22 protein-coding genes are annotated in these 23,291 nt (G+C 64.9%); 13 read left to right on the top strand and 9 right to left on the bottom strand.

Going from position 1 to position 23,291, the window contains the following annotated elements; genetic code table 11:
- The first annotated feature begins 33 nt into the window (after nucleotides 1-33).
- The 6 genes from C266_RS07395 (at nucleotide 34) to cobC (ending at nucleotide 5,168) form a co-directional block, all read left to right on the top strand.
- Entirely contained in the window at nucleotides 34-1,029 is a 996-nt protein-coding gene (locus C266_RS07395; protein WP_010805488.1) for an iron ABC transporter permease, read from the top strand.
- Nucleotides 1,026-1,850: an ABC transporter ATP-binding protein gene (locus C266_RS07390; protein WP_010805487.1), complete on the top strand. Its 825-nt coding sequence runs from the start codon at nucleotides 1,026-1,028 to the stop codon at nucleotides 1,848-1,850. Before C266_RS07395 ends, C266_RS07390 begins: the two co-directional genes overlap by 4 nt.
- A gap of 79 nt (nucleotides 1,851-1,929) precedes the next feature.
- Entirely contained in the window at nucleotides 1,930-2,589 is a 660-nt protein-coding gene (cobO, locus tag C266_RS07385; protein WP_010805486.1) for a cob(I)yrinic acid a,c-diamide adenosyltransferase, read from the top strand.
- A 31-nt stretch (nucleotides 2,590-2,620) separates the two neighbouring features.
- Nucleotides 2,621-3,703: a nicotinate-nucleotide--dimethylbenzimidazole phosphoribosyltransferase gene (gene cobT / locus C266_RS07380; RefSeq protein WP_010805485.1), complete on the top strand. Its 1,083-nt coding sequence runs from the start codon at nucleotides 2,621-2,623 to the stop codon at nucleotides 3,701-3,703.
- Nucleotides 3,700-4,569, top strand: a complete 870-nt coding sequence (locus C266_RS07375) for an adenosylcobinamide-GDP ribazoletransferase (RefSeq protein WP_010805484.1) — start codon at nucleotides 3,700-3,702, stop codon at nucleotides 4,567-4,569. Before cobT ends, C266_RS07375 begins: the two co-directional genes overlap by 4 nt.
- Nucleotides 4,560-5,168, top strand: coding sequence for an alpha-ribazole phosphatase family protein (gene cobC, locus C266_RS07370; protein WP_010805483.1), 609 nt, complete (start codon nucleotides 4,560-4,562; stop codon nucleotides 5,166-5,168). The genes C266_RS07375 and cobC overlap by 10 nt, the downstream gene beginning before the upstream one ends.
- Before the next feature lie 67 nt (nucleotides 5,169-5,235).
- Here cobC and C266_RS07365 read toward each other — a convergent pair whose 3' ends face one another.
- Nucleotides 5,236-6,171, bottom strand: coding sequence for a cobalamin-binding protein (locus C266_RS07365; protein ID WP_010805482.1), 936 nt, complete (start codon nucleotides 6,169-6,171; stop codon nucleotides 5,236-5,238).
- Between the two features lie 296 nt (nucleotides 6,172-6,467).
- Here C266_RS07365 and C266_RS07360 point away from each other — a divergent pair, with 296 nt between their 5' ends.
- From C266_RS07360 to C266_RS27675, 3 genes are all read left to right on the top strand, one after another.
- Nucleotides 6,468-7,667: an MFS transporter gene (locus tag C266_RS07360; RefSeq protein WP_036661928.1), complete on the top strand. Its 1,200-nt coding sequence runs from the start codon at nucleotides 6,468-6,470 to the stop codon at nucleotides 7,665-7,667.
- Nucleotides 7,668-7,694: 27 nt separating this feature from the next.
- Nucleotides 7,695-8,204 (top strand): DUF2127 domain-containing protein, encoded by a 510-nt coding sequence (locus tag C266_RS07355; RefSeq protein WP_010805480.1) that lies wholly within the window; start codon nucleotides 7,695-7,697, stop codon nucleotides 8,202-8,204.
- Between the two features lie 110 nt (nucleotides 8,205-8,314).
- On the top strand, nucleotides 8,315-8,479 hold the full coding sequence (locus tag C266_RS27675; RefSeq protein ID WP_168162877.1) for a hypothetical protein: 165 nt from the start codon (nucleotides 8,315-8,317) through the stop codon (nucleotides 8,477-8,479).
- A 207-nt stretch (nucleotides 8,480-8,686) separates the two neighbouring features.
- On the opposite strand, the gene C266_RS07350 is transcribed toward C266_RS27675, so the two are convergent.
- The 4 genes from C266_RS07350 to cobU all read right to left on the bottom strand — a co-directional run bounded on the left by C266_RS07350 (nucleotide 8,687) and on the right by cobU (nucleotide 11,727).
- Entirely contained in the window at nucleotides 8,687-8,884 is a 198-nt protein-coding gene (locus C266_RS07350) for a hypothetical protein (RefSeq protein WP_010805479.1), read from the bottom strand.
- A 224-nt stretch (nucleotides 8,885-9,108) separates the two neighbouring features.
- Nucleotides 9,109-10,161 carry a threonine-phosphate decarboxylase CobD gene (gene cobD, locus C266_RS07345; RefSeq protein ID WP_010805478.1) on the bottom strand — a complete coding sequence of 351 codons (1,053 nt, stop codon included), beginning with the start codon at nucleotides 10,159-10,161 and terminating at the stop codon, nucleotides 9,109-9,111.
- Nucleotides 10,162-10,188: 27 nt separating this feature from the next.
- Complete coding sequence (gene cbiB, locus C266_RS07340; protein ID WP_010805477.1) at nucleotides 10,189-11,169, bottom strand: adenosylcobinamide-phosphate synthase CbiB; 981 nt, start codon at nucleotides 11,167-11,169, stop codon at nucleotides 10,189-10,191.
- 6 nt (nucleotides 11,170-11,175) lie between these two features.
- Nucleotides 11,176-11,727: a bifunctional adenosylcobinamide kinase/adenosylcobinamide-phosphate guanylyltransferase gene (cobU, locus tag C266_RS07335; protein WP_010805476.1), complete on the bottom strand. Its 552-nt coding sequence runs from the start codon at nucleotides 11,725-11,727 to the stop codon at nucleotides 11,176-11,178.
- Between the two features lie 40 nt (nucleotides 11,728-11,767).
- On the opposite strand from cobU, the gene C266_RS07330 reads away from it, so the two are divergent.
- Nucleotides 11,768-13,276 (top strand): cobyric acid synthase, encoded by a 1,509-nt coding sequence (locus C266_RS07330; protein WP_036662007.1) that lies wholly within the window; start codon nucleotides 11,768-11,770, stop codon nucleotides 13,274-13,276.
- 93 nt (nucleotides 13,277-13,369) lie between these two features.
- Entirely contained in the window at nucleotides 13,370-13,993 is a 624-nt protein-coding gene (locus tag C266_RS07325) for a ParA family protein (protein ID WP_010805474.1), read from the top strand.
- Between the two features lie 104 nt (nucleotides 13,994-14,097).
- Here C266_RS07325 and panD read toward each other — a convergent pair whose 3' ends face one another.
- The 4 genes from panD to C266_RS07305 all read right to left on the bottom strand — a co-directional run bounded on the left by panD (nucleotide 14,098) and on the right by C266_RS07305 (nucleotide 16,966).
- A complete protein-coding gene (gene panD, locus C266_RS07320; protein ID WP_010805473.1) occupies nucleotides 14,098-14,520 on the bottom strand; it encodes an aspartate 1-decarboxylase in 423 nt (140 codons plus the stop codon).
- 127 nt (nucleotides 14,521-14,647) lie between these two features.
- The gene (panC, locus tag C266_RS07315; protein ID WP_010805472.1) at nucleotides 14,648-15,484 is read right to left on the bottom strand and encodes a pantoate--beta-alanine ligase; all 837 of its coding nucleotides are present in this window, start codon (nucleotides 15,482-15,484) and stop codon (nucleotides 14,648-14,650) included.
- A 171-nt stretch (nucleotides 15,485-15,655) separates the two neighbouring features.
- Nucleotides 15,656-16,552: a ScpA family protein gene (locus C266_RS07310; protein WP_036662006.1), complete on the bottom strand. Its 897-nt coding sequence runs from the start codon at nucleotides 16,550-16,552 to the stop codon at nucleotides 15,656-15,658.
- 231 nt (nucleotides 16,553-16,783) lie between these two features.
- Complete coding sequence (locus tag C266_RS07305; protein ID WP_010805470.1) at nucleotides 16,784-16,966, bottom strand: DUF3460 family protein; 183 nt, start codon at nucleotides 16,964-16,966, stop codon at nucleotides 16,784-16,786.
- Between the two features lie 315 nt (nucleotides 16,967-17,281).
- Here C266_RS07305 and C266_RS07300 point away from each other — a divergent pair, with 315 nt between their 5' ends.
- A complete protein-coding gene (locus C266_RS07300; RefSeq protein WP_370855852.1) occupies nucleotides 17,282-19,039 on the top strand; it encodes an autotransporter assembly complex family protein in 1,758 nt (585 codons plus the stop codon).
- Nucleotides 19,039-23,175 (top strand): translocation/assembly module TamB domain-containing protein, encoded by a 4,137-nt coding sequence (locus C266_RS07295; RefSeq protein WP_010805468.1) that lies wholly within the window; start codon nucleotides 19,039-19,041, stop codon nucleotides 23,173-23,175. The genes C266_RS07300 and C266_RS07295 overlap by 1 nt, the downstream gene beginning before the upstream one ends.
- Nucleotides 23,176-23,291: the final 116 nt, after the last annotated feature.

Raw genomic sequence — 23,291 nt, 5'->3', positions numbered from 1 at the left:
AGGGCGTAACGCGCATAACGTGCGTAATACCGCATGACGCTGCGTCGCGCACTTGCCATATGGGCGGGACTGGCCGGCGTTGCGCTGGCCGTTCTGCTCGCGTCGCTCATGCTGGGGAGCGTGCCGGTCTCGCTGAGCGAGATCGGCACGTTGCTGATGGGGCACGACGCCGGTCTCGCTGGCGACGTGGTCCGGCGTCTGCGTCTGCCGCGCGCACTTGCTGCATTCGCGTGCGGCGGCCTGCTTGCGGTTGCCGGCACTCTCATGCAGACGTTGCTTCGCAATCCGCTCGCCGACCCCTACGTGCTGGGTATTTCCGGCGGTGCAGGGGTTGCCGCGCTCGCCTCGCTGGCGCTTATGCTGCCTTTCTTCTGGGTGCAGACGAGCGCCTTCGCCGGTGCGCTCGCGGCCATCGCTATCGTGATGGCGCTCTCGCACCGCAGCTTCCTGCGTCCCGGCGATCAGGACAGCAGTACCAAACTGCTGCTCACTGGCGTGATGATGGCTGCAGGCTTCGGCGCACTCGCCACCCTCATTCTTACCCTCGCGCCCGATGCCAGTCTGCGCGGCATGCTGTTCTGGCTCACCGGCGATCTGAACGGCGTCGACCGCGCCGCATTGCCGTTGATCGCGCTTGCCGCGACGCTGCTCATCGTGTGCCCCGTCGCGCATCGCCTGAACGTACTGTTGCGCGGAGAAGCGGTGGCGCAAGCCGTTGGCGTGGCGGTTGGTCCGCTGCGTGCGCGTGTTTATCTGGCGGCGTCGCTTGCCACCGCGATTGCCGTGACCACCGCAGGCAGCATCGGCTTCATCGGTCTCGTCGTGCCGCACATTCTGCGTCTGCGCTTCGGCAACGATCAGCGCATGCTGTTGCCCGCCGCCGCGCTCGCAGGCGGTGCGCTTCTGATGTTCGCGGATCTGGTGGCGCGCACGATCATTGCGCCGACGCAACTGCCCGTGGGTGTCATCACCGCGATGATCGGCGTGCCGGTCTTCCTGTGGCTCCTTTCCCGGCGGGCCATCCGATGAGTACACCGCTGCTGCAAACCCATGCCCTGACCTTGCGCGCCGGTAAGCGTGTGCTCGTCGACTGGCTCGACCTTGCCGTCGCTGCGGGCGAATGCTGGTGTCTGGCCGGGCCGAACGGCGCGGGCAAGACGACACTGCTCAACACCCTCGCCGGGTTGCGTCCGATTGACGACAAACCGCAGCGCGACGCGACGATTGCAGGCAGTGGCCGTGTCGACATTGCCGGCAAACCGTTGGCGCAGTGGCGCCCTGCGCCGCTTGCCAGGATGCGGGCGCTGATGCCGCAACAGACGCGCGACGCATTCGGCGCCACGGCCCTCGAAGTTGCACTGGCAGGACGTCATCCCTATCTTGCGCAAGGCCGCTGGGGCGCCTGGGAGTCCGACGACGATATCGCCAGCGCCATGGCCGCACTCGCGCAGGTGGGGCTGGAAGACTTCGCGGCGCGCGACGTCACCACGCTCTCGGGCGGCGAGCGTCAGCGCGTGTCGCTCGCCGCCGTTCTGGCGCAGGCTACGCCTCTGCTGCTGCTCGACGAACCGGTCTCGCATCTCGATCTGCATCATCAGATCGACGCCCTCGAACAGCTCGCGCAGCATGCGCAACGCGCCGACGCTGCTGCCATCTTCTCGTGCCACGATCTGAATCTCGCGCGACGCTTCGCCACGCATGCGTTGCTGCTCGACGGTCGTGGCGGCTGGCGCGCCGGCCCGGTGCACGACGTGCTGTCGGCCGAGCATTGCAGCAACGCTTTCGGTTATCCGCTGCGCCTCATTCGCGATGGCGGCGACGAGGCGCTTGTGCCGGTGCGCCGTGCATGACGTGGAAACTCACAGGCGTACACTCTCATCCGCGTGCGGCCGTCCTGTGCCGCACGCCCGTTTCTGACAGGTGCTGTTCATGACGCAAGAATCACCGCAACCCCAACCCGGCACCACAGCCTCAGCCGACAGCGACGGCGACGGCCGCAACGAGCGTCACCGCTCGCGCATGGTGCGCAAGAAGGCGGTCATCGACGACAAGATCGCGCAAGCGCAGCGCGACTGCGGCGTGATCGTCATCACGACCGGCAACGGCAAGGGCAAGTCGAGTTCCGGCTTCGGCATGGTAGTGCGCGCGATGGGCCACGGCATGAAGACGGGGGTCGTGCAATTCATCAAGGGCGCGATTCCGACCGGCGAGGAGAAATTCCTGCGGCGCTTTCCCGAGGCGTGCGAGTTTCACGTGATGGGCGAAGGCTACACGTGGGAGACGCAAGACCGCACGCGCGACATTGCCAAGGCGGAAGCGGCGTGGGAGCAGGCGCGCCGGATGTTGCGCGATCCGTCGTTCGGTCTCGTGCTGTTCGACGAACTCAACATCGCGCTCAAGCTGGGCTATCTCGACGTGAGCACCGTGATCGCCGATTTACAGGCGCGCCCCGAGATGCAGCATGTGGTGATCACCGGCCGCGGCGCCCCGCAGGCACTCGTGGACGCCGCCGACACCGTGACCGATATGACGCCCGTCAAGCACGCGTTTGCCCAGGGCATTCGTGCGCAGGCCGGCGTGGAAATGTAATCTTCGCTTCATCGTTTCAGGACGTTTCCGTATGACCGCTTTCAGCCCGTTGCTCACCGAACTGTTCGATATCCCGGCGCCATCCACCGCGATGGATACCGCACTTCAGCATGCCATCGACATCAAGACGAAGCCGCCCGGCAGCCTTGGCGCGCTCGAGCGCGTTGCCCATCAGATCGGCCGGATTCAGCGCAGCGCAACCCCCGATCTCGCGCGCCCGACCATGCTGGTGTTCGCGGGCGATCACGGCGTCGTGGCGGCCGGCGTGAGTCCCTATCCGCAGACCGTAACCGCTCAGATGGTGCTCAACTTCCTGCGGGGCGGCGCGGCCATTAACGTCTTCTGCCGCACGCACGGCATCGAGCTTGAAGTGGTGAACGCGGGCGTGGCCGCCGATTTCCCGTCGCACGCATCGCTCGTCGACATTCCCGTGGCGCGCGGCACGCAGAATTTCCTCGAAGCCCCCGCCATGACGCGCGACCAACTCGAAACGGCGCTGGCTGCCGGGGCGGCGCGTGTCGTCGCGCACGCCTCGCGGGGCGCGCGCATGATCGGCTTCGGCGAGATGGGGATCGGTAACACGTCGTCGGCCGCGTGTCTCATGCAGCGTCTGACCGGCTTGCCGCTCGCCGCGTGTGTCGGCCGTGGCACGGGGGTCGACGACGACGGGCTGGCGCGCAAGACGGCCATACTCGAACGTGCGCTCGCCGCGCATCCGGTGACCGGCGATCAACCCGATCCGCTGGAAACGCTCGCAACCTTCGGCGGCTTCGAGATCGCCATGATGACGGGCGCCTATCTCGCTGCCGCCAAGCTGGGGCTCGTGATCGTCGTGGACGGCTTCATCAGCACATCGGCACTGCTCGTGGCCGCACGGGTATCGCCGGCGGTGCTCGACTACTGCGTTTTCGCGCACGCCTCGGATGAAACCGGCCATCGTGCGATGCTCGAAACGCTTGGCGCAAAGCCGCTGCTGCAATTGGGGCTGCGTCTGGGCGAAGGCACGGGCGCGGCGCTCGCGATGCCGCTGATTCAGGCCGCTGCCGCGTTCTTGCGCGAGATGGCGACGTTCGAAGGCGCCGGCGTGAGCGAGCGCGAGGCGGCCGGACAATGACGGCGTCGTCCCCCGATCCCTCGCATGGCGCTGTCGAATCGCCGCGCGATCTGGTGACGCAGGATCACCCGGCGCAAGCGCGGGAGGCTGCGGCGTCGTTCGGGGGCATCAAGGGGCAGTTGCGGCTTTTCCTGAGCGCGCTCGGCTTCTTCACGCGTGTGCCGATTCCGCAGTGGGTCGGCTACTCCCCCGAACAGTTGAACGCGGCAACGCGCTATTTCCCGCTCGTCGGTGTGTGGGTCGGCGCGCTCGTCGCCTTGCTGACCATGGCGATGGGGCTGTTGTGGTCGCCGCATCTCGCCATCGCGTTGGGGATGGGGGTGAGCGTGCTGCTCACGGGGGCGTTTCACGAGGATGGCCTGGCCGATTCGGTGGATGCGTTCGGCGGCGCATTCACACGTGAGCGCGTGCTGGACATCATGCACGACTCGCGCATCGGCACCTATGGCTCGGTCGCCCTGTGGCTGGCGCTTGCCGTGAAGTGGCAGGCACTCGTCGATATTCAGGCGGCGGTGGGGTGGGGCGGTTTTGCCGTCGTGCTCATCGGCGCACATGCGGCGAGCCGAAGCATGGCGATCAGTCTGCTGCGCACGCTAGATTACGTTCGTTCCGAAGGGAAGGCCAAACCCGTCGCTCAACGTTTGAGCATGGGGGGACTGTTGTTCGGCGTCGCATGCAGCGTGCCGTGGTGGCTATGGCCGGACTGGCGCGCGGGGGTGACGGGGGCCGTGGTGCTGATGGCGGTGCGTGCGGGCTTCATCCGCTATTTGCGCCGGCGTCTCGGCGGCTACACCGGCGATACGCTGGGTTTCGCCCAGCAAATCGGCGAACTTGCGCTGTACCTCACGGTGTGCGCATGGATCTGATCCTGATGCGGCATCCGCCGCCGGACATCGCGTCGGGTCTTTGTTATGGCCGTACCGATTTGCCCGTCGATGCGTTGCGCTTCGATGCGGCGGTCGCTGCGATGCATGCCCGGCTTGCGACGTTGCTCGATGGCCGTACACCGGCGGCGATCCACAGCAGCCCCCTGCAACGCGCGCGTCGCACTGCCGAGGTGTTGGCGACGTCTTTGGGGCTGCGAGTGAAGGAAGATGCGCGCCTCGCCGAGATGGATTTTGGTGCGTGGGAAATGCAGCCCTGGGACGCCATCGATAGAAACGATCTCGATGCCTGGGCGCGCAATGTGTCCGAATTTGCGCCGCCCGGCGGCGAGTCTGCCCGCGACATCGTGTCGCGCATGGACGCCTGGGTGAGGGGCTTGCGCGACGCGGCGAGCGCAATGCATGGCGTACATGTGGCCGTTGCTCACGCCGGGCCGATTCGTTTGCACACGGCGAGCGCACTGCGTCTGCCGACTACGGCATGTCTGTCGTGGTCGCTCGACTTCGGTGGCATTTGCCACCTTCGCTTCGCCGATGACGCCGATGACAGTCCCGCACGCTTGATTCGCTGGAACGCCTAGGCCCGCGTCAATCGCCGGTCGCTATCTCCGCACCTCCGCATCTGCGCAGCGCGCTGTCAATCGCACATCACTGCGCGGCTGACGTGCGACGCGAGCGAGCGATGTCGAGGTCTTCGCACATGGTGCGTGCGCCGTCGAGTATGCGCGGGCCAGGCCGGTTGATGAGGTCGCCGTCGATGCCGAAGAGATTGTTATGCGCAACGGCGGGCAACTGCGGCCACTTGCGCCAACTGTCGAGTGTGGCGAGCGGCTTATCGGACTTCGTTGCGCCTGGCGTGGCGGTGAACATCGCTTCCGGCCGCTTGGCGAGTACCGCTTCAACGGATACGCGCGGCACGAGCGGTGCTTCATCGGCGAAGACGTTGACGCCGCCGCACAGCCGGATCACATCGCTGACCATATGCGTGCCGTTCAGGGTCATGAGTGGCTGCATCCACACCTGATAGAAGACAGACACCGGTGCGCGCGACGAATATTGCTTGCGCAGCGCTTCGTAGCGTGCCCGGAACGCCTCGGCCGAGGCTTGCGCTTTGGCCGGTGTCCCGGTCAGCGTACCCAGCGTTTCGATGGCTGCGGGCAGGTCGGTCAAATGTTTCGGCTCGGAGTAGAACACCGGCAGTTTCAACTGACGCAGCGCTTCGACCTGACGCTGCGAGTTGCCATGCATCCAGACCACGAGCAGGTCGGGTCTGAGCGAGAGAATGCGTTCGAGATCGAGCGCACTGTTGTCGCCGACGCGTGGCAGTTTGCGCGCCGCCTCGGGATAATCGGAGTAGGCCACGACGCCCACGACCTTATCGCCCGCGCCTGCCGCAAACAGTAACTCGGTCGCGTGCGGTGAGAGGCTCACCACGCGCTGTGCCGGGGCCGGGAGCGTGACCATGGCGCCGGAGTCATCCTTGACGGTGACGGCCGCTTGGGCGCTGAGTGCGGCGAAACAGGCGCTTACCAGTGCAATCAGGTGACGGCGGGGGCGGCGCTTGGCCGGAGAATTGAGCGACATCGAAGCAGGTGGCTTAGGTGTGGGAGGGCATGGATTGGGATGGGCGGAGCGGCACTGCGGCCATCTGCCTTGTCAACCGACCCAACATTCTCGGCGCGTTGCCGTGCCGCGACAAGGGGTACACGATCGTGTCGGAGAGAAATTCGTGACCTTTCGCTGCAGGTGTCGAGAAATAGAATAGTTAGCGCTATTCTGACGTTTCGATGTGACTGTCCTGACATCAGGACAGGGTATGGCGCAATCGGACAATCGACAATGTGCCATGCGCGACCGATCGGCACCAGATGGGGGCAGCGATGACAACACCCACAAAAAGTACCTTGCGGCAAATACCGGCAGGCATATGGGTACTCGGTATTGTCAGCATGCTGATGGACATTTCCTCGGAGATGATCCATAGCCTGCTGCCGATGTTCATGATCTCGACCTTGGGCGCGAGTGCGCTGGCGGTCGGTCTGGTGGAAGGCATGGCGGAATCCACAGCGCTGATCGTCAAGATATTCTCGGGGGCCTTGAGCGACTATCTGGGAAAGCGCAAGGGCTTGGCGGTATTCGGCTACGCGATGAGCGCGCTGACCAAGCCGCTCTTTGCCGTGGCACCCACGGTCGGCATTGTGCTGACGGCTCGCTTGCTGGATCGGGTTGGCAAAGGCGTGCGCGACGCACCACGCGATGCCCTGGTTGCGGATATTGCGCCACGGCATTTGCGCGGCGCAGCGTTTGGCCTGCGCCAGTCCATCGACACCGTCGGGGCCTTCCTCGGGCCGTCGATGGCGGTCGGTTTGATGCTGCTGTGGGCCAACGACTTTCGAGCCGTATTCTGGGTGGCCGCGATTCCGGGCCTGATGGCGGTCGCGCTGCTGTTCTTCGGCCTGCGCGAGCCACAACGCCATTCAACGACAGCGCGCACCAATCCGATCCGGCGGGAGAACCTGGATCGCCTCGGAGGGCCATACTGGTGGGTGGTGGGTATCGGTGCGGTATTCACGCTGGCCCGCTTCAGCGAAGCGTTTCTTGTTCTGCGTGCGCAGCAGAGTGGTGTGCCGGTTGCTCTGGTGCCGCTCGTGATGGTGGCGATGAATCTGGTCTATGCCCTGTCGGCCTACCCGTTCGGCAAGCTCTCCGACCGCATGAGCCACAAGACGCTGTTGGCACTTGGTTTGATCGTCCTGATCGCGGCCGACCTGGTGTTGGCAATTAACGGTCACTGGGGCGTTGTGCTGGCCGGTGTCGCCCTCTGGGGGATTCACATGGGTATCACGCAGGGCTTGTTGGCGACGATGGTTGCCGATACCGCACCCGCCGACTTGCGCGGCACCGCGTATGGATTTTTCAATCTGGTCAGTGGTGTCGCGATGCTGCTCGCCAGCGTGCTGGCCGGACTGTTGTGGGATCGCCTCGGCGCATCGTTTACCTTCTATGCAGGTGCGATTTTTTGCGTCGTTGCCCTGGTGGGGTTGGCTTGGCAGCCAATCATGCGAATGGTGAGAGCTTAATGTGCTTTACGTCATGCATTGCAGAAAATGGCCAGCATAAAGAAACGGTTTGACGAGACGAACGTACACGCCGCCTTTGAGATCAGTCTTATGCTCAAAGGTGTGTTTGCACTGGCGGAAATCGCCGCAGGCGTGTTCGCCTACTTCGTTACCAGACAACTCCTGCTTGACCTGGCGCAGTCCGTCACCCGGCTGGAATTGACGGAAGACCCTCGCGACTTCGTTGCCAATTATCTGCTCCATGCTGCGCAAGGCCTGTCCGTGAGCAGCCAACACTTCACGGCCTTCTATTTGCTTAGCCACGGCGCCATCAAACTCTGGCTCATCATTGGTCTCTGGCGGAAGAAGCGTAGGTACTATCCGGCCGCCATCGCGGTTTTTGGTTTGTTCATTCTCTACCAAATGTATCGATACAGCTTTACGCACTCCCCGTTGTTGCTGTTCATCACAGCACTGGATGTCATCGTCATCGGACTGACGTGGTTTGAATACCGGCATCTGAGACGTCCTCCCGGATGTGCGCCCGCAGCGAACTGATGTCACGCGAGGGCTGTCGAAAAGAGCGTGACGTCATAACTTGGTATGCGTCAGGTCATCGACAGGAAATACGCCCGGCCAGTCAGTGGCGGGCTTCGAGGAGCGAAGGCGTGAAACGAAATATCGGACAGATGAGCGTGCTGGCGCTCGCCCTGGTGACGTTGCTTGGTGCTTGCGCCGCCCCCGGCGGCAGTGCGGGCGCCAGCGCCGGCAGCGGGACAGGCAAGGTGCAAGCTTACGGTGTGATCGACGGCGGGGTGACGGTGGTGAAGTAATGCCGGAAGCGTCTCGCAACTCACCCGCCGAGCGAGACAAAAACGACCGCGCCCCCTGACGCCGAAACGTTCAGGGGGCGCGGTCGTTAATACCTTAGCGCTTTGTCAGGCCGTTACTGGAGCGTGACTGCAATACCGGGGTGGGCATGATGACACCGTACGATGGCACGAAGCCCGCGACAGTGTCTGGCCAACCGGTCTGCTGTGCTAGTTGGAGGCCGGAGCCGGGGCAGCAGCGCCTGCGTCCGAGGCCGGAGCGCTCATGGCAGCGCCAGCATCGCTGGCCGGTGCCGATGCCGACGTATCGGCGGCCGGCGCGGCCGTTTGATCTTCCTTCTTCGTACAACCCACCGTCACGACGGCGGCGGTCAGGAGCGTGGCAAGCAACAGCGGCAGTTTTTTCATTTGGTCGTCCTTGATATCTGGGGAAAGCCCTTGCGGAAGAACCTTCAGTCTAGCGGCGCCCTCTGGCGGTGACTGTATGCATTTGTTGCAGAAATGCTTCAATTTGTAACGAAAAGGGCGCCAAACACACGACTTTTAATATGACGTAAGCGTGAGCTGTATGCCCGATCGGAAGCATAACGGGGAAATTGGATGGCTGTGGGCTCCGGCAGTTCCCGGAAACTTCACTCGGAACGTAATTCGGCTAGCGCGGATTGCAGCCGTTGCCACGTAGATTCGGTGGATGGCAGGCCCAGACGCAGGCTGGGTAACGCGCCCGATTCCCCATCGGCCAGCGTCATGGGGCGCGTATCGAAGCGGCGCGTCCAGATGCCCTGAGCCGCCAGCCGTTCGTGCCATTGCGGCGCGAGCGCGTGCGGCGTCCACGCGAAAAGCGGTGTGCCGGCGGCCGGCCAGCCGTGCGAGCGCAACAATACGAGAAGCCGTTCGCCGTCGTGCAACAAACGTTCGCGGGTTGCCGCCTGCCACGCCGTGTCGCGCAGGGCGGTTTGGACAGCGAACCGCGCCGGTCCGCTGACGGTCCACGCCCCCAGACGCTCGGCAAGACGTGTTGCCAACGCTTGCGGGCACAACGCAAAGCCTGCGCGAATGCCCGCAAGCCCGAAGAATTTGCCCACGGAGCGCAGCACCACAAGACTGTCCTCGCCGACATGAGGCGTCATCGATTCCTGCGGCGAAACGTCTGCAAATGCCTCGTCGACGATTAGCATCCCGCCACGTTCCGCCAGCAAGCCTTGCCATTGCGTCAGCGTCTCGCGGGAGACGCATCGCGCCGTGGGATTGTCCGGATTCACCCAAACGAGATAGTCGACGTCAGGCAAGCCGGCTTCGGGACCGAGCCACGGCACCAGCGTATGGCCTGCATCGGCAAAGGCCGGGGCGTACTCGCTATAGGTGAGTGAGGCGACGGCAACGCGTCCCGGACGCAGTAGCGTGGGCAGCGAACGAATGACCGCCTGCGAACCGGCGCATGGCACGACGGTGTGTGCAGGCACGCCGTAGTATGCCGCGGAGACGTCGCGTAGATCGTCGAAGGCGTCGGGCAAGTCGCGCCAGACGCTCGCAGGGGGCATCGGCACGGGGTAGCCGTTCGGATTGATGCCGGTGGACAGGTCGAGCCAATCTTCGCGGGGACGTCGATAGCGCAGGATGGCTTCACCGAGGTTTCCGCCATGGCGGGGCACTGGCGGCGATGACGAGACGGCAGAGGATGACATTGGGGGAAGCGGGGCCTGCGATTGCGATCAGAGCACGTCAACAGGCATGGCATCGGCCTGCGACGCGGCGAACAGCGCCAGTGCACCGCTGACGATCAGCCACATCCACATCGAACGCGAGATGAGCCGCCACGCGGCCTTGATGTGTTGTGCCGAGGGCTCCGTGCCGCAACCCAGCGCCGGACGCGTTTCCCACTCGCCGTGATAGCGCGCTGGCCCACCCAACTGAACGCCGAGACTGCCTGCCCCGGCGGCCATCACCGGCCCGGCATTCGGGCTGGACCACGTGCTGGCCTGTGTGCGCCAGCAGCCGATGGCGCGCGCCACATCGCCGAAGACGGCGTAGCTCGCCGCCGTGAGGCGTGCGGGAATCCAGTTGAGCACATCGTCGATGCGCGCAGCGGGGCGGCCAAAATACAGGAACTGGTCGGTGCGATAGCCCCACATCGCGTCGAGCGTGTTCGCCAGACGGAACAGCACAACGCCCGGCGCGCCCGCGATGGCGAACCAGAAGAGCGCGCCGAAGATGGCATCGTTGCCGTTCTCCAGCGTCGACTCCACCGCCGCACGCGCGAGATCGGACGCGCTCGCGTCCTCGGTATCGCGCGAGACGATGCGAGCCGTCAGTGCGCGTGCCTGCGTCAGATCGCCGTCGCGCAAGGCATCGGCGATGGGCATCACGTGCTCGCGCAGACTGCGTGCACCGAGCGCCGCGTACAACGTAAGCGCCTGCCAGAGAATGCCGCTCCAGCCGGGCAGGAACGTCAGGGCCCACGCGACGAGTACCGGCAACACCAGCATGATCGTCCATGCCCATGTGCCGCGCGTCATGGCGCTTATGGGCTTGTCTCGCGTTGCGGGATCGTTGAGCCACGCCTCGACGCCGTTCGCGATGTAGCCGAATCCGACCAGCGGATGCCATCGGCGCGGCTCGCCAAGCCAGGCGTCGAGCAACACGCCGATCAGCGCAGCGAGCCAGAGCGATTCGGGAGCGAGTCCGGTGAGCATCGGCGATTATCCTTTGACGGCCATCGGCAGGCCGGCGACGACAAAGCGCACGTGCGGCGCCAGCGCAGCGACCCGCTGATTCAGACGGCCGAGTTCATCGACATAACGGCGCGTCAGCGAGCCCATCGGGATCACGCCGAGACCGATTTCGTTGCTGACGATGACGATCTTGCCGTGCAGCGACACCAGCGTCTGCGCCAGCGAATCGACGACGTCATGCCATTGTGCATCGCTGGCGGGGCCGTCGGGATGATCGTCGGGGGGGCATAGCCAGCCGGCCAGCCACAGGGGCAGGCAATCGACCAGCACGCAATGGCCGTCACGGGCGGCTTCGCGTAACGCGCCTGCGAGGTTCCGCCCGACTTCCACGGTTTGCCAATGCGCAGGACGGCTGGCGCGATGATGGGCAATGCGAGCGCGCATTTCGGGCTCATCGCTCACCGCAGCGGTGGCGAGGTAGCTGACTGGCAGGCCGCTTTGTCCGGCAAGACGTTCGGCGAACGCACTTTTGCCGGAGCGCGCGCCACCCAGCACGAAAGTCAGGTCGAGAGCACTCATGGGCGATATTGTACGAGCGCCCGATGCGATAATTCGCGCCATGAGTGAAATCCCTGTCAATTTCGACGCGTACACGCGCCCTCGCCGCGGCACCCTGATGATTCAGGGAACGTCCTCGGATGCGGGCAAGAGTACGGTGGTCGCCGGGTTGTGCCGCCTGCTGTATCGCGAGGGGGTGCGCGTGGCGCCGTTCAAACCGCAGAACATGGCGCTCAACAGCGCAGTGACCACCGACGGCGGCGAGATCGGGCGCGCACAGGCCTTGCAGGCACAGGCCGCCGGTGTGGCGCCGCACACAGACTACAACCCGGTGTTGCTCAAGCCGAGCAGCGACCGTGGTGCGCAGGTCATCATCGGCGGCAAGGTCATGGCCGATCTCGACGCGCGCGCCTATCACGAGTACAAACCGCGCGCGATGGCGGCCGTGCTGGCCGCTTACGACCGGTTGCGCACAGGCTACGACGCGGTGCTTGTCGAAGGCGCGGGCAGCCCGGCCGAAGTGAATCTGCGCTCGCGCGATATTGCGAACATGGGATTTGCCGAGGCGGTCGACGCCCCGGTGTTGCTCGTCGCCGATATCGACCGGGGAGGGGTGTTCGCACAATTGCTCGGCACGCTCGCGTGTCTGTCGGACAGCGAGCGCGCACGCATCAAGGGTTTCATCATCAATCGGTTTCGCGGCGATCCGTCGTTGCTCACCAGCGGTCTCGAGTGGCTCGAGGCGCGCACGGGGATTCCGGTGTTGGGCGTGCTGCCGTATCTTCACGGCCTGCATCTGGACGGCGAAGACATGCTGCCCGGCGAGCGCCATAAGGCGGCCAGTGGCGAGACGCGTCTGCGCGTTGCCGTGCCTGCGTTGCCTCGCATCAGCAATCACACCGATTTCGACGCCCTGCGGGCGCACCCGCAAGTCGATTTCCGCTATGTGGGCGCTGGCGAATCGTGGCCGGCGAGCGACCTCGTGATCCTTCCCGGCAGCAAGCATGTGCGTGCCGATCTGGCATGGCTACGTGCGCAGGGCTGGGAGCCGGCCATCACGCGGCATCTGCGCTATGGCGGCAAGGTGCTCGGTATCTGCGGTGGCTTGCAGATGCTCGGCACGGCGATTCACGATCCGCAGGGGCTGGAGGGCGACGCCGGGACGACCGGCGGCCTCGGTTGGCTGGCGATCGAGACCACGATGGAGGCGCAAAAACAGCTCCGTGTCGTGGCGGGACGTTTGAGCACAGGCGATGCACCCGTGAGCGGCTATGAGATTCACATGGGCGTGACACGCGGGGCGGCGCTCGAGCGCCCGGCCATCTGGCTGGACGACGAAGGCACCGAACGCGCCGATGGCGCCCGCTCGACCGACGATCAGGTCATGGGGACGTATTTGCATGGGTTGTTCGATACCCCGCAGGCTTTGCAGGGGTTGCTCACGTGGGCCGGTGCCCGCGATCTCGAGACGCTGGACTACAACGCATTGCGCGAAGCGTCGCTCGACAGGCTGGCGGATTCGTTCGCCGCACATCTGGACCTCCCACGCGTGTGGGCGTGCCTGCGCTAACGCCGAGGGGCAGGGCCGGCAGGGCAGCGCGAGCATGAAGCCGCCATCCAACCGTTGTAAGATGGGCGGAAAATCGACCTCGGGGAGTCTGCAATGCCGGTGATCGTGGTGGCGAATCCAAAGGGTGGCGTGGGCAAGAGCACGCTGGCAACGAATCTGGCCGGGTATCTGGCCGCGCAGGGCCACGCTGTGATGCTCGGCGACACCGACCGGCAGCAGTCGTCGCGAGCCTGGCTGGGCCTGCGCCCGCCGGCGCTGCGTTCGATAGGCACCTGGGAAGTCGATCACAACGATGTCGCCCGTCCGCCCAAGGGCACCACCCACGCGGTGCTCGATACCCCCGCCGGCCTGCACGGCAAACGCCTCGAATCGATCCTCAGACTTGCCGACCATGTGCTGGTGCCGTTGCAGCCGTCGATCTTCGATATTCTCGCCACGCGCGATTTTCTGCAGAAGCTCGGTGAGGAGAAGGCGGTGAGGCAGGGGGATGTGCGTATCGGCGTGGTCGGCATGCGGGTCGACGCCCGCACCCGTGCGGCGGATCAGCTCTCGCGGTACTGCGAAGAGGCGGGCCTGCCGGTGCTGGGGATGCTGCGCAACACGCAGAACTATGTGCAACTCGCCGCGCACGGCCTCACGCTGTGGGACGTGGCGCCGGGACGCGTCGAACGCGATCTGCCGCAGTGGGAGGGCATCACCGCGTTTGTGGCGAGGTGATCGCCAGCGCTCATAACCGGCGCTTACAACCGGCGCATCAATGACGAAAGGGGCCCTCGGGCCCCTTCGTCGTTAGCGCCGAAGCGCTGTCGGTCTTTGCCGCCTTATTTCGTTGCCTGAGCGGCTTCGAAGGCGCGGGTCTCTTCCCATGCTTGCAGCGGCACGTGATCGCGTTCGCCCTTCTGCACGTTCTTGTCGTCGACGAACACCAGCTTCGGCTTGAAGCCGGCCAGCACTTCCTTCTCTTCGACCTGCGCGTACGACACGATGATGACGATGTCGCCCAACTGTGCGCGGCGTGCCGCTGCGCCGTTGAGCGAGATCATGCCGCTGCCGCGCTCGCCGCGAATGGCATACGTGGTGAAGCGCTCACCGTTGTTGACGTTGAAGATGTCGATTTGCTCATTTTCGACAAGGCCCGAGGCTTCGAGCAGGTTTTCGTCGATCGCACACGAGCCTTCGTAATGCAATTCGCAATGCGTCACGGTGGCGCGGTGGATCTTCGACTTGAGCATGGTGCGGTACATGGCTTGCCTCTAGTGTTGCGGTGTCGCGCAAGCGGCGCGACGAAAGATGCGCGTGCCACCGGCACGCGCGGCTTGCGTCGGGAGCACGCGGCACCGGTCGTCCGGCCGTGCGCCGCGTGCCCGGCGCTCAGATTTCGAGATTGTCGATCAGACGCGTGGCCCCGAGCTTGGCTGCCGCGAGCACCACAAGGCTCTCGGCGGGGGCGGCGCCCGGTGCCGGCACGCGCAGGTTGGCGCGCTGGCGAATCGCCACATAATCCGGCTTCCAGCCACGCTCGGTCAGTGCCTGCATGGCCGCCGCTTCGAGCGCGGCGTAGTCCGTCTTGCCGCTGTTCGCGTCGTCGCGAATCTGACCCAGCAAACGATAGAGCTGGGGTGCCTCGGCGCGCTCGGCGTCCGACAGATAGCGGTTACGCGACGAGAGCGCGAGGCCGTCGTCGGCACGCACCGTCTCAGCGGCGATGATTTCGATGGGCAGCGCGAACTGACGGCACATGCTGCGCACAATCATCAGTTGCTGGTAATCCTTCTTGCCGAACACGGCCACGCGCGGCTGTACGCACGAGAACAGCTTGGTGACGACCGTGCAAACGCCCTTGAAGAAGCCCGGGCGGAACTCGCCCTCGAGAATGTCGCCCAGATCGTGCGGCGGCTCGACACGGTATTCCTGCGGCTCGGGGTACATCTCCTTCTCGTCGGGAGAGAACAGCACGTAGACGTTCTCGCGCGTGAGCTTCTCGATGTCATCGGCCATCGTGCGCGGGTACTTGTCGAAGTCTTCGTTCGGCCCGAATTGCAGGCGATTCACGAAGATGCTGGCGACGACCGGGTCGCCGTGCTGGCGCGCCAGTCGCATGAGCGACAGATGCCCTTCATGCAGGTTGCCCATGGTGGGCACGAAGGCGACGCGATTCTGGCCGCGCAGTTGATCGCGCAGTTCGTGAATCGAGGGGATGACTTTCATTGAGGTTCCGTGCGTGGCGTACGTTGATGACGTCCAGGAGTGGCGCACGCCTTATCTGGCAAGGGCGTGGCCGCCAAAATGTCCGGGGGGATTGTAGAGGAAATCTCAATGCGCGTGCGCAAAAAACGCACTGTTCAACGGACTCCCCGGCCGCGAGGATTCACCGGGCGCTCAGTTGGGGGAATAGGTCAGGCGGACATAGATCGGCGCAAATGGCTCGGCCTGAGTGATCTCCAGCAACGATTCGCGCGAGAGTTCGAGCATGGCGATGAAGTTGACCACGACGACGGGCACGCCGCGCGTGACATCGAAGAGTTCGGTGAACTCCATGAAGCGGGCGCCCTGCAAACGCCGCAGGATCTGACTCATGTGCTCGCGCACGGACAGCTCTTCGCGCGAGATCTTGTGATGCTGCACGAGCTTGGCGCGGCGCAGCACTTCGGCCCAAGCCGCGCGCAGATCTTCGGCATCGACATCGGGAAAGCGCGGCTGGAGGCTCTGCTCGATATATACCTGCGAGCGCAGGAAATCGCGGCCAAGCACCGGCAGGGTGTCGAGTTTCTGGGCGGCGAGCTTCATCTGCTCGTACTCCAGCAGGCGGCGCACGAGTTCCGCGCGCGGATCTTCGGCCTCTTCGCCCGTATCGGCCTTCTTGACCGGCAAGAGCATGCGCGACTTGATCTCGATGAGCATCGCCGCCATGAGCAGATACTCGGACGCGAGTTCGAGATTGGTCCGGCGGATCTGTTCGACGTAGAGCAGGTACTGCTTCGTGACCTGCGCCATCGGAATGTCGAGCACGTTGAAGTTCTGCTTGCGGATCAGATACAGCAACAAGTCGAGCGGGCCTTCGAAGGCTTCGAGGAAGATCTCGAGCGCGTCCGGCGGGATGTAGAGATCGTTCGGCAGTGCGAAGAGCGGCTCGCCATACAGGCGCGCACGCGCGACGCCGTCGACCGTGTCGGGCGTGGTGTCCTGCCCGTTCTGCGGTGCGGGCAATTCCGTCGTCGCAACCACAGCGGGATGAGGCTTGATCGCCTGCGCTTCCGATGCTTCCAACGGCGTCATCCCCGCGGGGGCGTCCGCTTCGCTCGATTCGTCTGCTTCGTCCGATTTGCCACCGCTGCCGGACTCTCCTGCTGCGGCAGACGTTTCGATCGACGCATCGCTGTGCCCGTCATCCGGCACCGCATCGACGTGCGCAGACACCGGCGCGATCTCGGGGATCGGCTCTGGCGTGTGCGACGGATCGTCGGGCGAACTCGGATTCAATGCGGAACTCGGCCGGAAGGCGGTAACTTATTCGCTTTGGTAGACGTACGCCTGCTGGGCCACACGCGACTGCTGGGCGCGGCGGCGCTCTTCCATGTCGATCGGCTGCTTGTCCCACAGCAGTGAGCGGCCTTGGCGTTGCTCGGCTTCCAGCGCGGGCTTCTCGGACTTCAGTTGCTTGATGAATTGGGTGATGTCGGATTCGTACATGGTCGAATGCTTGAAAAATAGGCAGAAGCGGCGTCATCGCGATGGCGCCAATCGACGCAGATTCTACCGCAAACGCGTCCCGGTTCCCCTTTTTGGCTGATTTGAGAGACACGGGTGAATACGCCGTGGGGATATGGTCAAATATGCCCCATCTACGCATCGCACGTTACGTCGTTGTGCGATGCTTGCCAACATTGTCCGATTGAGCCCCCTGAACCGCACGCGGGACAACCCGCGGCGGTATTTAAGATTTCAAGGAAGGTTTTGACCGTCTCGCAGATCAAACCCGGTTTCGACGTTTCTCGTCGCCTCGGTGTGCGCCCTTTGCGCACCCTGCCTGCCGCGCTTCTGACGCTTGCCACATTGACCTGTGGCCTATTGGTGCCCGGCGTGGCACAGGCCGATTATCGTGTTCGTGTCGACGCACCAAACGGCCTGGCCAAGCTCCTCAGGGACAATCTCGACCTCGTGCGTTATGCCGAGCGCGACGACATTGGAGAGGCGCAGTTCGAGCACCTGATTGCGACCGTCGGTGAGCAGATTCAGGAACTCACGTCGACGGAGGGCTATTTCTCCCCCGTCACGCATGTGGACGTGGCCACCATCAACGGCCGCCACGACGTTCACGTCACGGTCGACTCGGGACCGCGCACGTATATCAAGAACCTCGACCTGAAGTTCGAAGGCCCGGTGATCGAGCAGAACCCGCAGCGCGTCGAGCAATTGCGTCGCGCCTGGGAGCTGCCGGTGGACGCCCCGTTCCGTCAGGCCGACTGGGACAAGGCGAAGAACGACACGCTGTTTCAACTCGGACAGAAGCGGTATCACGCGGCGAAGATGTCGTTCTCGCGCGCAACGGTCGATGCCGACAGCGACACGGCGTCGCTTGCGGCCACCTACGAGAGCGGCCCGCCGTTCACGCTGGGCCCGCTCATCATCTCCGGCACCCGGCGCTATCCCGAGCAGATCATCCGCAACGTCAACCCGCTGTCCGAGGGCGAGCCGTTCGACGCCGATCGCTTGCAGGAACTGCAACGCCAGATTCAGGCGACGCCGTATTTCTCGAACGTCATCATTTCGGTGACGGAAGATCCCGAGAAGGCCGCGAACGCGCCGATCGAGGTGAACGTGCGCGAGTTCCCGGAACACCGTGTGCAGAGCGGGGTGGGTTATACGACGGATACGGGGGCGAGCGTCAATGGCCGGTATTCCTACTACAACCTGTTCGGCCGCGCGTGGACATTCGACTCTCAGGCGCGTCTGGAGCAATACCGGCAGGGCGGTTATGCCGAGATCGGCATGCCGCCCGACACCACCGGGTACACCAATAGCCTGCGCGGATCGTTCGAGCGCACCTATCTGAACGGCCTCGATCAGCGCTCGAGCCAGATCGGCGTGAAACGCGCACGCTCGCGCGAGCGCTACGACTGGGCCTACACGCTCGACCTCTACCGCGCCGACGAACGTCCGGACGGCGGTCAGCGATTTCTCAACAAGGCGCTCGTACCTGCGTTTGCCTGGAACCGTCGTGACGTGGACGACCTGATCTTTCCCCGCAAGGGCAACATCATCAACACGCAGATCGGCCTGGCCGCGAAGCCGCTGCTGACCGATCAGAGTTTTGCGCGTCTCTATGGCCGTATCCGCCAGTACTTTCCCGTCGGACAACGCGATCTCGTGATCGCTCGTCTGGAGCTTGGCGCCGTGCTTACGAACGGCAACACCAACCGCATCCCGTCGCCGCTGCTGTTCTTCGCGGGCGGTACGTCGTCGATTCGCGGCTACACGTATCAGAGCATCGGCCGTCAGCAGAACGGCACCACATTCCCGACGAAGTACCTCGGTACGGCGAGCCTCGAATACCAGCGCTGGGTGACGCGCGACTGGGGCGGGGCGGTGTTCTGGGACGTCGGTACGGCGACCGATGACTATCGCCATCCCACGCCGCTATATCACGGCGTGGGTTTCGGCGTGCGTTGGCGCAGTCCCGTCGGCCCCGTGAATCTCGACCTTGGCTACGGCGTGCGCGACCGGCGCTTGCGTCCGGCTATTTCGCTGGGGGTGGCGTTCTGATGAGTACGATGCCCCTCGACAGGACGCCCGGCGACACGCCTGCGCCGCCGCCTCCCCCCGCGGCGCCTGTGTCACCCCCTCCACCCCCTCCACCTCCGCGCCGTTGGCGATGGGGCCGCGCACTGGCGGGCATCGTCCTGACGCTGCTGCTGATCGTCGTGCTGGCGATCGGCGCGCTGCTCTGGGCCGTCTCGAGCGAGCGGGGCAGCCGCTGGCTGTGGCAGACGGCCGTGTCGACGCTCGGCGGCAAACTCTCGGGCGAATGGCACAGCGGCAGCGTTGCCCATGGCTTCACCGTGCGCGACGTGCGCTATCTCGACGGCGCAACGCGCATTACCGTGAGCCGTCTCGAAAGCCGCTGGGAACTGCAATGGCGTCCGCTGCATTTCACCGTCGACAAGCTGCACGCGGGCGATGTAGAGATGGCGTTCGCGCCGTCGCCGCCATCGAACACGCCAACGACGATGCCATCGAGCCTGCGGCTGCCGCTCGGCCTGACGCTGAACGATGTTCGCGTCGCCAAGCTCACGCTGGATTCTCCCGCGCTGGTGCTTGACGACATTCGTGTCTCGGCGCGCAGCGACGGTACGCAACACACGATTCAGGTCGAGCACCTCGGCACCCCCTACGGCGAGGCGCAGGCGAATCTGCAATTGAACGGACGGCATCCGTTCGTGCTCGGCGGCAATGTCGGCTTGCAAGCCAAGGCGGGCGAGATTCCGGTGGCGTTGCAGGCCACGCTGTCCGGCTCGCTCGACGCGCTCGTCGTCGACCTGAATGCGAGCGGTGAGAAGTTGAACGGGACGGCGCATATCGCCGCCTCGCCGTTCGGCCCGGTGCCGCTCTCGCGTGCACAGATTTCGCTCGATCACCTGAATCCGCGAGATTTCGCTGCCAGTGCACCGCAAGCGGATCTTGCGGTGCAGGCTGACTTGCGGCCCGAGCCCGGCGCCAGGGAGTTCCGTGTGCTGGGGCCGGTGTCCGTCACCAATGCCAAGCCGGGGGCCATCGATGCGGGGTGGCTACCCGTCGAGAGTTTGCGCACCCAGGTGCTGCTCGACGCAACGCGTCAGGCGTTGACAGACATCGAGTTGAAGCTTGCGGGGCGCGCGGTGCTCACCGGTAGCGGTGAGTTGCGCCGCGAGACGATTGCCGCGACGGCCGCTACTGCGCCCGTGGCGTCGGGGGCAAGCGGCGCGAGCGTTGCCACTGGGGCGACACCGGGTGCCGAAGCCACCGTCGGCGGCTTTGCCCTCACGATGCGCGATCTCGACCTGCGTGCGTTGTACGGCAAGCTGCCGGCGACGAGACTCGCCGGGCCGCTCGATATCAAGCTCGACGCCGCGGGGCAACGCATCGTTCTCGACTGGCGCGACGCCGCCCGGCACGTGTTGGCCGATGTCGGTCTCGACGCCAAGGGCACCACGATCCACGCGCTCTCGCTCGATGCCGGTAACAGCAAGGTCGCTGCAACGGGGGTGCTCGAAAATGGCGACACCGGCGCGTATCGGGCGCAGATCCGGCTCACGCGTTTCGACCCGGCTGCGTGGTACGACCTCTACGGTCCGCAAAAGCGTGGCGCAAAGACTCCGGCGGCAAGCGTCACAGGACAATTCGACGCGCAGGGCACCCTGCGTCCGGCGTTCGGCCTCTCACTGAAGTTTGCGTTGCAGGACAGCGTCTACGCCGACTTGCCGATGAGTGGGTCGGGCACTGTCAGGCTCGCGGGCACGCGTCTGCTGCCGAGCGACGCCAACTTGCTCGTGGCCGGCAACAAGGTGGTGCTGCGCGGCAGCTTCGGCGCGCCCGGCGACAAGATGGCGGTGAATATCGATGCACCATCGCTCGACAAGCTCGGTTTCGGGCTCGCCGGCCGGTTGCAACTCGACGGGCAGGTGTCGGGCACGATCGAGCGTCCGGCGGTGGTCGCTACCCTCGCGGCCGACAAGCTCGTTTTCGGTGCGCAGAAGCTCGAGCATCTCACCGGCAAGGTGGACGTGAGCGGCGGGTTGCCGGGCGCGGCGGGCGATCGTCTTAATGTGACGCTCGACGGCCAGGGGTTCACGAGCGCCATCGCGCGGCTCGACAAACTCTCGGTGGCGCTGGCAGGCACCCGTGGCGCGCATACGCTGCATCTAAAGACGGCGGGCAAGCTGCGCGAAGCGCCGCTGGACATGGATCTCGACGCCGCTGGTGCGGTGACCGGCGCGGGAGGCAAACCGGGCTGGCGAGGCACGATTCACACACTCGAAAACCGTGGTGTGCCCAAGCTCAAACTGGCCACGCCGTGGCAGGTCGAAGCGAGTGCCGATCGTGTGCATCTTGGCGCGGCCAAGCTGGTGACGGGGGCAGGGGCGCTGTCGCTTGCGAACTTCGACTATGGCGATGGGCAACTGAAGACAGCCGGTACCATCGACGCGCTCGATATCGCACAGGTGCTGCGCGTCGTGGCGTCGTTCACGGGGGAGCCGTCGCCGGTCGCGAGCGACCTCATCCTCGATGGCAAGTGGGATGTGCGCGCGGGGCAGCGCGCCGATGGGTTCGTCGAGATCGTGCGTCGCAGTGGCGATGTGACGTTACGTCGTGGCGGCGTGAACGAAAACGTGAAGGTGACCGTGACAGGCATTCCCGGCCTGAGTGCCGAGAAGGGCGGCATCGGCGCTCGTGTGCCGCTGGGCATCTCGGAACTGCGCACACGCATCGATCTGTCGGGACAGACGGCACATGCAACGCTCAAGGCCGTCTCGTCGCTGGTCGGAACGGTCGACGCCGACGTACAGACTGGCTTGCATGTGCAAGGCGGCATGCCGAATGTACCGGACGATGCACCGCTTACCGGACGCATCGCCATCGCCATTCCAGACCTCTCGAAGTTCGAGGCGCTGGCGGGTGCGCAATTCGCGTTCAAGGGACGTGCCAACCTGCAAGTGACGCTGGCGGGCACCGTGGCCAAGCCACGCCCCACGGGCGAGCTGACGGCCGACGATCTGTCGATGCAAATGTTCGATACCGGCGTGAGCGTCAAGAACGGCCACGTGCGCATTGTGCTGACGCCGACGGAAATCGTGCTGCGCGACGTGGTCGTGACGGGCGGCGGCGGGGGCACGGCGAAGGCGACGGGGAACATCCGTCTCGACACGCCCGAGCCGACGCTTGCGATCGCACTGACCGCCGACAAGCTGCAATTGTTCGCTGCCCCCGACCGGCAGCTTTCGCTGAGTGGAGAGGCAAAGGCGGCGGGCAGCGGCGAGGCAATGGCGGTGACCGGCAAGTTCACCATCGACCGGGCACGTTTCGCCTTGCCGCCGACGAGCGCGCCGAAGCTGGGCGACGATGTCGTCGTTGTCCGCGGCGGAGCGCAGACGCGCGCCAAGCCGCTCGACCCGAAGGAAGAGGCCGCCCGCATCAGCGCGAAACCGGCGAGCCGCTTCTCGCCGCACATCAACGTGGAGGTGGATCTGGGACGCGACTTCCGCTTCGTCGGTGCGGGTGCCGATCTGCTGTTGCGCGGCAGTATGCGCTTGCAGAGCGACCCGCTCTCGCCGATGCGCGCCACCGGTACGATCACGGTGGCCGAGGGCACATACGAAGCGTTCGATCGCAAGCTCGCCATCGAGCGCGGTCAGATCAACTTCGTCGGTCCGCTGGACAATCCCGACATCTACATTCAGGCCATGCGCCGCAATCAGGAGGTTGCCGCCGGGGTGCTGGTCACGGGCACGGTGCGCCAGCCGCGCGTGTCGCTTGTCTCGGAGCCCAACGTATCGGACGAGGAGAAGCTCTCGTGGCTGATGTTCGGCCACGGTCCGGACGGTGCGGGTCTGGGCCAGCGTCAGGCGATGGCCGGGGCGGCGACGGCACTGCTCGGGGCGACCGGCGGCAAGCGCATCATCAAGGATCTGGGGATCGACGAGTTCAGCATCGGCACCAGCGACTCGGGGCTGGCGGACGACGAGCAGGTGGTGAAGGTGGGCAAGGCGATCTCGGACAACTTCGCGTTGGGATATGAGCAGAGTCTCACCAGCGCGGCGAGTATCGTGAAGATTACGTGGCAAGTCTCGCGCCGCTGGCAACTGGTGCTGCGCACCGGCTCGCTGTCCGGCTTCGATGTGCTGTTCAACCGTCGTTTTGACTGACGCACGCATGGCGCAGCGAGCAGGGAAGCGGGCAATTGTGAAGCGTGAAGAGGAGGTGTTACCGATGCTAACGTCGCGTAGTTCCGTTCATCCGGCGCAAGGGTTGCGCCGGGGGC

This window comes from Pandoraea sp. SD6-2, from assembly GCF_000389825.1.
In the GTDB taxonomy this organism is placed as follows: Bacteria; Pseudomonadota; Gammaproteobacteria; order Burkholderiales; family Burkholderiaceae; genus Pandoraea; species Pandoraea communis.
Note: the sequence above shows the minus strand (reverse complement) of the source record. Positions and strands in the feature narration are given on the sequence as shown.